Raw genomic sequence first — 9249 nt, 5'->3', positions numbered from 1 at the left:
CGGCGCCATCGGCCCCTCCCCTTGCCACGCCTGATGACGGCCCGCGGCGCGGCGGCGCTGCTCTTCCAGCTGCTTGCCGCCCAGTTTCTCGCTACGGCTGTCGGTTAGTTGCGGATGCTCCGGCCGGGGCGCGGCCTCGYGGGCCAGCGTGTCGGTTTCGTCGCGTACCTCGGCCGGGTCCTTGCGTACCGTGTCGGCGCCCTGCTGGCCGCGTGGCGTCAGCACGGGCCCATAGCTCAGCCGGGGCGCCGACGACGTGCGCGGTCTGGCGGCCGCATCCGCTGCGGGCGTATGCGCCGGCGCCGTCGTGCTGGCCTCGTCGGCCACGGTGGCGTCGCGGTTCGCCTGTTCCGTCCGCGCCGATTGATGCTGCGTGGCCGCGTCCTGCGCGCGCGCGCGCGCCTGCGGCGCCTGGGCGTGCGCCATGCCGGACAGTGCCAGGACAGTCGCGAATAGCGCCGCGAAGATGTGTGGTGTCGGTCTCATGATGGTCCTCGCTGCTTGCCGTTCCATTATCGGCCGCGCCACGTGGCGCCGGCGCGCGCATGCGTGCGCAGGCGCCTCAACAACACGTCAGGTGGGCGTCAGTTTCCGGGGCCACGCTGTCAAGCTGCCATGTTTTCACATAAAAACGACAAGGAGACGACAATGCAGTCCATGCAGGAGATGTACCGCGCCCGGCGCGGCAATGCCTTCGATGCCCTCAACCACGTTCGCGACGGCGACATGATCATCGTCCCGACGGGCGTCGGCGAACCGCCCGCCCTGCTGCACGCATTGTCGCAGGAATGCCGGGGCTTTCACGACGTGCAGGTCGCGCAGATCCTCGCCATGCGCAAGTATGGTTATTTCGAGCCCGAATGCCGTCCACACGTGCGCCACGCCGCACTGTTCTTCGGCGGCGCCTCGCGGGCCGGCGGCCAGGGCGGCTGGTGCGATTTCATCCCGAATTATTTTTCCGAGATCCCCGCGTTGATCGAACGGGACCTGATGCCCGCCGACGTCGTGTTCGCGCTGGCGTCGCCGATGAGCGCGTCCGGCCACTTCGCCCTCAGCCTCGGCACGGATTACACGATGGCGGCCGTCGCGAAGGCGCGTGCCGTCGTGCTGGAGGTGAATCCCAACGTGCCGTTCACGCACGGCCAGTGCCACGTGCACATTTCGCAGGTGACGGCCCTGGTCGAAAGCGCAGACACGATCCTCGAAGTCGGATTGCCGCACATCGGCCCCGTGCAGGAAGCGATCGGCCGCCTCGTCGCCGATCACATCGAGGATGGATCCACTTTGCAGATCGGCTATGGCGGCATTCCGGATGCCGTCGTGATGCAGTTGACGGACAAGCGCGACCTCGGCATCCACACGGAGATGCTCGGCGACGGCATCCTGAAACTCGTGGAAGCGGGCGCGGTCACCAACCGGCGTAAAACCCTGCTACCGGGCAAGATGGTAGCAACGTTCGCGCTCGGTTCGCGCCGCCTGTACGACTTCATGCACCACAATCCGATGCTGGAGATGCATCCGTCGAACTTCACGAACGACCCGTACGTCGCGGGGCAGAACGACAAGCTCGTGTCGATCAACGCCAGCCTGCAGGTCGACCTGCTCGGCCAGTGCGGCAGCGAGAGCATCGGGCACCTGCCCTATTCCGGCACCGGCGGCCAGGTCGATTTCGTGCGCGCTGCGAACCGTTCGCGCGGCGGCAAGTCGTTCATCGTGCTGCCGTCGACGGCCAAGGATGGCACCGTGTCGCGCATCGTCCCCACGCTGGCGCCCGGCACGCACGCGACCACGAGCAAGAACGACGTCAACTACGTCGTCACGGAATGGGGCGTCGCGCAATTGCGCGGCAAGTCGGCCAAGCAGCGCGCGCAGGCACTGATCGCCATCGCGCATCCGGACTTCCGGCCCTGGCTGCGCGAGGAAGCCGACCGCATGTGCGTGTTCTGAAAAAAAAAACGGGACCCGCGGGTCCCGTTCGTGTGGCTGAGTGTCCGATCAGCCGTGCACGTCGCCGTTGGCGCTGCGTGCCTGGTCGGCGCCCAGTGCACCGGCCATGCCGTAGACCAGCAGGTTACGGCGCAGTTCGGCGCGGTCCGCGTCTTCCGCCAGCGGCAGGCTGTCCGCGCTGGGGGCGTCGGTGAGATCGGGGCCGAGGGCGTCGGCGGCGCCCATTCTTCCGAGATAGCTCGTCATGATTTTCTCCATTTGGTTAGTAAGCTGGCGCGGCTTGTTCAATATGCAAAACCGCTAATGACGCTACTTTACCTCAACGGAGGCGATCACGTCGCCATCTGTTTTGTTTTTACACCTATCTTCTTGCCGGGTGAAAATTTACTACATGATTACGCATGGCGTGTCATGATGGCGCCTCGACACGACAGGGGATATCGATGAGACGAGTTGACGAGATCGGCAACGACGAACACGTGCGTGGCCCGGCGGATGCCGCGCTGACGGTGGTCGAGTACGGCGACTTCCAGTGCCCCTACAGCGCCCGTGCCCATCACGCGCTGCGCGAGCTGGACGGGCAGTTCGGCGGCATCCGCCTCGTCTACCGCCACCTGCCGCTGGCGCACCTGCATCCGCTGGCCGAGCTGGCGGCGGAAGCGGCCGAAGCCGCCGGCGGCCAGGGGCGTTTCTGGGACATGCACGACGCGCTGTTCAGGCAACAGCGGCGGGTCGTCGACGAGCAGGACTTCGCCGTGCTGGCGGAAGGCCTGGACCTCGACGTCGAACGCTTCCACGCCGAGGTCCGGGAACGGCGCCACCGCCCGCGCGTGCAGGCGGACGCGGAACGCGCCCGCCACGATGGCGCGACGGGCACGCCCACGTTCTATATCAACGGCGTGCGCTACCGCGGCGATTCGGACCGGGCGTCGCTCGAATTCGCACTGAGCGAGGCGCTCGGACGCTGAACCGGGGTCGCGGTGTGCGCGGTCGCGACCGGTTTCCCGTACAGGGCGATCGGTTCCGACACCGCCAGCCAGCCGCCTGCCGGCAGCAGCGGCACGAGCAGCAGCGCCACGATGTTGATGATCTTGATCAGCGGGTTCACGGCCGGGCCCGCCGTGTCCTTGTACGGATCGCCCACCGTGTCGCCCGTGACGGCGGCCTTGTGCGCATCGGAGCCCTTGCCGCCGTAGTGGTTGTCCTCGATATATTTCTTGGCGTTGTCCCAGGCGCCGCCGCCCGTCGTCATCGAGATCGCGACAAAGAGTCCGGTCACGATCGTACCCATCAGCATCCCGCCCAGCGCGGCCGGCCCCAGCAGCATGCCGACGAGGATCGGCACGATCACGGGCAGCAGCGACGGCAGCACCATCTCGCGAATGGCGGAGGCCGTGAGCATGTCGACGGCCTTGTCGTATTCCGGCTTGCCGGTGCCCGCCATGATGCCGACGATGTCGCGGAACTGGCGCCGCACCTCGATCACGACGGCACCCGCGGCCCGGCCCACCGCTTCCATCGCGAGCGCCCCGAACAGGTAGGGCACGAGGCCGCCGATGAACAGCCCGACGATCACCATCGGGTTCGACAGGTCGAACGCGAGGCGCGTGCCGCTCGCTTCCAGCGCGTGCGTGTAGTCGGCGAACAGCACCAGGGCGGCCAGCCCCGCGGAGCCGATCGCATACCCCTTCGTGACGGCCTTCGTCGTGTTGCCGACGGCATCCAGCGGGTCGGTGACGGCGCGCACCTGGTCGGGCATGCCGCTCATCTCGGCGATGCCGCCGGCGTTGTCCGTGATCGGGCCGTAGGCGTCCAGCGCGACGATGATGCCCGCCATCGACAGCATGGCCGTGGCGGCGATGGCGATGCCGTACAGGCCGCCCAGCTGGTAGGCGATCAGGATCGCGGCGCACACGACGAGCACGGGATACGCGGTCGACTTCATCGACACGCCCAGCCCCGCGATGATGTTGGTGCCGTGGCCCGTCGTCGACGCTTCGGCGATGTGACGCACGGGAGTGAATTCCGTGCCCGTGTAGTACTCGGTGATGTAGACCATCAGGCCGGTGAGCGCGATGCCGACCGTGGCGCAGCCCAGCATGCGCCAGCGCATGGCGGCCTCCGGCCACACGAGCCACGTGACGACGGCGAACCCGATCAGCGACAGCGCCGCCGACCACCACAGTCCGGTGTACAGGGCATACATGATCTTGTGGCCCGGATGGTWCTTCACGAGCGAGCAGCCGACGATGGACGCGATGATCGACACGCCGCCCAGCAGCAGCGGATAGCTCATGCCCACACCGCCCATGCCGGGCACCATCAGCGCGCCGAGCAGCATCGTGGCGACCAGCGTGACGACATAGGTCTCGAACAGGTCGGCCGCCATGCCTGCGCAATCGCCGACGTTGTCGCCCACATTGTCGGCGATGACGGCAGGATTGCGCGGATCATCCTCAGGGATACCGGCCTCGACCTTGCCGACGAGGTCGGCGCCCACGTCCGCGCCTTTCGTGAAGATGCCGCCACCAAGGCGCGCGAAGATCGAGATCAGCGACGCGCCGAACGCCAGACCCACCAGCGGCTGGATGACGTCATGCGGCGACAGCGCGGCGTCCGCGCGCAGGATGAGGATCCAGTAGAACAGCGCCACGCCCAGCAGCCCCAGGCCGACGACCAGCATGCCCGTGATGGCGCCGCCGCGGAAGGCGACGTTCAGCGCCTGGTCGAGCCCCGTCGCGGCCGCCTGCGCCGTGCGCACGTTGGCCCGCACCGAGACATTCATGCCGATGAAGCCGCAGGCGCCGGACAGCAGCGCGCCGGCCAGGAAGCCGCCCGCGGTGGCCGCGCCGAGAAGGAAGAAGATGGCGATCAGCAGGATGACGCCGACGATGGCGATCGTGCGGTACTGGCGCGCCAGGTAAGCCGAGGCCCCCTGCTGGATGGCCAGCGAGATTTCCTGCATGCGGCCGTTGCCGGGATCCTGGCGCAGGACCCAACTGCGTGACCACAGTCCGTACAATACCGCGATGAAGCCGCACGCGACGGCGAAGATGAGCTGCGCGGATACCATTGTCGTCCCCCTCGTTCTTCGATCAAACAACCACAGTCGAAGGCCGTCATGCGCTGTCCACCCGAGCGGCCTGCCTTGCTGCATTCCCGCGGGTCGTCCGGCGATGGCCCACGGCGAAACTTTGATCTAAAAACCTGGACGGATGGCAAAGGTCATCCGGAGCCAAAAAAGGGCGGCAATGCCGCCCTGGAATGCTTAACCGGCGAGTGCCGCGAACGCGGCGTCGCGCACCTGCTCGACCGGGCCGACGCCCGAGATCTTGCGGTATTTCGGCGCACCCGGCAGGCCCGACTGGGCCCACTTGTTGTAGTAGCCGAGCAGGACTTCCGTCTGCGTGTGATACACGGTCAGGCGCTTCTTGACCGTTTCTTCCTTGTCGTCGTCGCGCTGGACCAGCGGTTCGCCGGTGACGTCGTCGACGCCTTCGACCTTCGGCGGGTTGAACTTGACGTGGTACACGCGGCCCGAGGCCGGGTGGCTGCGGCGGCCGCTCATGCGTTCGACGATCAGTTCATCCGGCACGTCGATTTCCAGCACGTAGTCGATCTGCACGCCGCTGTCCTTCATGGCGTCGGCCTGCGCGATCGTGCGCGGGAAGCCGTCGAACAGGTAGCCGTTGGCGCAATCCGCTTCCTTCAGGCGTTCCTTCACCAGGCCGATGATGATGTCGTCCGACACGAGCTGGCCTGCGTCCATCACCTTTTTCGCGGCCATACCCAGCTCGGTGCCGGCCTTGATGGCAGCACGCAGCATGTCGCCGGTGGAAATTTGGGGGATGTTGTATTTTTCTTTGATGAAGTTTGCCTGGGTGCCTTTGCCGGCACCGGGGGCTCCTAACAGAATGAGACGCATGAAGGATTCCTAAAGGTATCTAATAATTTTTTATGTCGCGGTTATAGCTGGGAACAGATAACCGTATTGATGCAATTCTGACTAGCTGGTACGAAACTTACCACAAAAGCAGCACCAAACGCCACTGGCCGCCGGCTATCTCTCAGCCGTTTGACCTGCCGCAAGCAGCCTGATGTGTAGTTTCCAACCGGATCAAGACGTATAGAAAAGTCGCACCCGCTCCAGGTCCGCCGGCGTGTCGACACCGGCATGCGGCGCCTCGGCCGTCACGTGCACGGCGATCGGCACGCCATGCCAAAGCACGCGCAATTGTTCCAGGGCTTCGATGGATTCCAGCGGCGACGGCTCCAGTTGCGGATAGCGTTGCAGGAAGGCGTTGCTGTACGCGTACAGGCCGATGTGGCGCAGCGGCACGTAACCTGCGGGCAATTGCTCGCGGCTGGCGGCGAAGCCGTCGCGGTGCCAGGGGATCGTGGCGCGCGAGAAGTACAGCGCACGCCCCTGCTTGTCCAGCACGACCTTCACGACATTCGGATTGAAAGCGTCGGCAACGTCCGACAACGGATGCGCACAGGTGGCCATCGGCACGTCCGCGGAGATGCGGGCGGCGCAGGCGGCCAGCAGYGCGGGATCGATCAGGGGCTCGTCGCCCTGCAGGTTGACGACGACTGCATCCGGCGCGAGGCCCAGCGTCTGCGCCACTTCGGCGATGCGGTCGGTGCCGGACGGGTGGTCGGCGCGGGTCATGCAGGCCTCGATGCCGTGCGCGGCGCAGGCGGCCGCGATGTCGGCGTGGTCGGTGGCGACGATGATGCGGGAAGCGCCCGATTGCTGCGCGCGTTCGGCCACGCGCACGATCATCGGCTTGCCGCCCAGGTCCGCGAGCGGCTTGTTCGGCAGCCGGGTCGAGGCCAGGCGGGCCGGGATGATGACGACGAAACTCATGGGATCACAGGCCCGGCTCGACCTTGCGCGCCTCTTCGGCCCACATGATCGGGATGCCGTCGCGGATCGGATAGGCCAGGCGGTCCGGGCGGCAGATCAGTTCCTGCGCTTTCTTGTCATATTCGAGCGGTCCCTTGCACAGCGGGCAGACCAAGATATCAAGCAGTCGGGCGTCCACGACATTTCTCCACGATTTGGACCGCCAGCGCGGCATCGATCTGCGCGCCGACGGGAACGACCCACACGCGTGGATCGTTGTTGATTGTTTCAAGTTGCCGACATTTTACTGCATCCTTCTCCGTCACCAGGATGACGTCGGCGTCGACGGCGCGGAACGGGGCGTCCAGGAAGTCGTGGTGATCGGGCAGCGGCAGCTCGGCGACCTCCAGGCCGGCGGCGCGCAACATGGCGAAGAAGCGGCCCGGATTGCCGATGCCCGCCGCCGCCAGCACGCGCCGGCCGCGCAGGCCGGACAGCGGCACGCGTTCGCCGGCATCCATCAGGCGCTCGGCGTGATCGCCCGCAAGCCGCATCTGCCAGGGCCGTCCGCCCACTGCGGCCGCGAGCGCGGGCGTGACATCCGCCGCATTGACGACGGTGAAGTCGCGGCGCCGCGACGGCGCCTCGCGCAGCGGGCCGGCCGGCAGGGTCCAGCCATTGCCGGTGCCGCGCCCGTCGAACAGCACCACCTCGACGTCGCGCGCGAGCGCATAGTGCTGCAGGCCATCGTCGGCGATCAGCACGTCGACGTCAGGATGCAGGTCCAGCAGATGGCGGCCGGCCTGCGCGCGCCGGCGGCCGACGACGACGGGGCAGCCGGCGCGCGCCGCGATCAACAAAGGCTCGTCGCCCACGTCCTGCGCGCGCGACGTGGGCTGCACTGCGCGCGGTGCCTCTTCCGCGCCGCCGTGGCCGCGCGAGATCACGCCGGGCCGCATCCCGGCCGCGCGCAGCTGCTGCGCCAGCCAGATCGTCAGCGGCGTCTTGCCCGTGCCGCCGATGAAGATATTGCCGACGACGATGACGGGGACCGGTAGCCGTTCAGCCCTCAGCAGGCCGGCGCGATACAAGGCCACGCGCAGCGCCAACAGCGCGCGGAACAGCAGGGACAGCGGCCACAGGGCCACGGCGAGCGGCCCGCGCCGGAGCCAGGCGCGGGTGAGTGTAGCTTCGAGAGAGGATGCCATGCACGATGCGGGAAATCCCGCCGGGGTTGAACGAGGATACGCCCGGAACGGCGCCGATGCGCCGTTCCGCGGCGCCGATGCGCCGTTCCGCGGCGCCGATGCGCCGTTCCGCGGCGCCGAAGCCGCCGTTTTTTGGTTACTTCTGCCCGCTGGTCTGCGCCGCGAAGGTCAGCTTGTCGTAGCCGGCCATGCGCGCCGCTTCCAGCACGTTGATCACCATCTGGTGCATCGCGAACTGGTCGGCGTTGACGATGATCACGGGGTCCTTCACGGGCGTTGCCAGCGGCTGACCGTCCGGGCCGGTGCTGGCCGCCCGCTTGAGATCGTCGGCGAGGCCGGCGACACCGTGGAACGAGACGGGGACATTATTCACCGTGTAGTTACCCTTGGCGTCGACGGTGACGTTGATTTCGAACGGTTTCTCGATCGCCTTCTCGGCATCGGCGGTCGGCAACGTGATCTGAAGTTCGGTGAACTTGCTGTAAGTCGTCGTCACCATCAGGAAGATCAGCACGACCAGCAGCACGTCGATGAACGGGATCAGGTTGATTTCCGGATCCTCGCGTTTGCGGCCGCGGCGGAAGTCGATCATTTGCGGGCACCGTGGACGACGTCGACGAATTTCACGGCCTGCAGCTCCATGTCGATGATGAAGCTGTCGACCAGCGCGCGGAAGTGGCGGTAGAACACGAGGGCCGGCATGGCGATCGCCAGGCCGAAGCCCGTGTTGTACAGCGCCACCGAGATGCCGTGCGCCAGCTGGGCCGGGTTCGTGCCGCTGGCGTTCTGGGCGCCGAAAATCTCGATCATGCCGACCACCGTGCCGAACAGGCCCATCAGCGGCGCCAGCGATGCGATCGTGCCCAACGTGGTCAGGAAGCGTTCCAGCACGTGGGCGACGCCCCTGCCCGCTTCCTCGATCGATTCCTTCATCACGTCGCGCGGTGCGTCGACGTTGCGCAGCGCGGCGGCCAGCACGGCGCCGAGCGGGGAATTCGTCTGCAGCTTGTCGATGATGTCCGAAGTCACCTTGCCGCTGCGATAAACCTGGATCACTTCATCGAGCAGCTGGCGCGGCAGGATCTTTTCGCGGCGCAGGTAGATCAGGCGCTCGATGATCAGGGCCAGGGCGATGATCGACGCGATCAGCAACAGCCAGATGGGCCAGCCGGCGGCTTGAAGAATGGCGAGCAAAACGAACTCCTGAATAAGTAAAAACAACGTCACAAGGTAGTTGCGCAATGT

General features: G+C 66.6%; 11 protein-coding genes. 2 read left to right on the top strand and 9 right to left on the bottom strand.

The genetic code is table 11. The features are described 5' to 3' along the window. A partial coding sequence (locus tag AC1DYX_RS23525) for a hypothetical protein (protein ID WP_477263345.1) occupies positions 1–486 on the bottom strand: 486 nt, incomplete at its 3' end. A gap of 162 nt (positions 487–648) precedes the next feature. On the opposite strand from AC1DYX_RS23525, the gene AC1DYX_RS23520 reads away from it, so the two are divergent. After that, positions 649–1947 carry an acetyl-CoA hydrolase/transferase family protein gene (locus AC1DYX_RS23520; RefSeq protein ID WP_477263343.1) on the top strand — a complete coding sequence of 433 codons (1299 nt, stop codon included), beginning with the start codon at positions 649–651 and terminating at the stop codon, positions 1945–1947. Between the two features lie 48 nt (positions 1948–1995). Here the strand turns inward: AC1DYX_RS23520 and AC1DYX_RS23515 are convergent, their stop codons facing one another. Continuing rightward, the gene (locus tag AC1DYX_RS23515) at positions 1996–2193 is read right to left on the bottom strand and encodes a hypothetical protein (RefSeq protein ID WP_477263341.1); all 198 of its coding nucleotides are present in this window, start codon (positions 2191–2193) and stop codon (positions 1996–1998) included. Between the two features lie 197 nt (positions 2194–2390). On the opposite strand from AC1DYX_RS23515, the gene AC1DYX_RS23510 reads away from it, so the two are divergent. After that, positions 2391–2915: a DsbA family protein gene (locus tag AC1DYX_RS23510; RefSeq protein ID WP_477263339.1), complete on the top strand. Its 525-nt coding sequence runs from the start codon at positions 2391–2393 to the stop codon at positions 2913–2915. On the opposite strand, the gene AC1DYX_RS23505 is transcribed toward AC1DYX_RS23510, so the two are convergent. From AC1DYX_RS23505 to AC1DYX_RS23475, 7 genes are all read right to left on the bottom strand, one after another. Continuing rightward, positions 2852–5020 carry a sodium-translocating pyrophosphatase gene (locus tag AC1DYX_RS23505; RefSeq protein ID WP_477263337.1) on the bottom strand — a complete coding sequence of 723 codons (2169 nt, stop codon included), beginning with the start codon at positions 5018–5020 and terminating at the stop codon, positions 2852–2854. The genes AC1DYX_RS23510 and AC1DYX_RS23505 overlap by 64 nt on opposite strands. Before the next feature lie 195 nt (positions 5021–5215). Then, positions 5216–5872 carry an adenylate kinase gene (gene adk, locus AC1DYX_RS23500; protein WP_029756904.1) on the bottom strand — a complete coding sequence of 219 codons (657 nt, stop codon included), beginning with the start codon at positions 5870–5872 and terminating at the stop codon, positions 5216–5218. Between the two features lie 192 nt (positions 5873–6064). Then, a complete protein-coding gene (gene kdsB, locus AC1DYX_RS23495; RefSeq protein ID WP_477263335.1) occupies positions 6065–6817 on the bottom strand; it encodes a 3-deoxy-manno-octulosonate cytidylyltransferase in 753 nt (250 codons plus the stop codon). 4 nt (positions 6818–6821) lie between these two features. Then, entirely contained in the window at positions 6822–6995 is a 174-nt protein-coding gene (locus AC1DYX_RS23490) for a Trm112 family protein (protein WP_477263333.1), read from the bottom strand. Beyond that, positions 6976–8004, bottom strand: a complete 1029-nt coding sequence (gene lpxK / locus AC1DYX_RS23485) for a tetraacyldisaccharide 4'-kinase (protein ID WP_477263332.1) — start codon at positions 8002–8004, stop codon at positions 6976–6978. The genes AC1DYX_RS23490 and lpxK overlap by 20 nt, the downstream gene beginning before the upstream one ends. A 136-nt stretch (positions 8005–8140) precedes the next feature. After that, positions 8141–8593, bottom strand: a complete 453-nt coding sequence (locus AC1DYX_RS23480; RefSeq protein ID WP_029756901.1) for a biopolymer transporter ExbD — start codon at positions 8591–8593, stop codon at positions 8141–8143. Further along, positions 8593–9198 (bottom strand): MotA/TolQ/ExbB proton channel family protein, encoded by a 606-nt coding sequence (locus AC1DYX_RS23475; RefSeq protein ID WP_029756900.1) that lies wholly within the window; start codon positions 9196–9198, stop codon positions 8593–8595. The genes AC1DYX_RS23480 and AC1DYX_RS23475 overlap by 1 nt, the downstream gene beginning before the upstream one ends. Positions 9199–9249 lie beyond the last annotated feature (51 nt).

This window comes from Massilia sp. P2_C2 (assembly GCF_056404615.1).
Note: the sequence above shows the minus strand (reverse complement) of the source record. Positions and strands in the feature narration are given on the sequence as shown.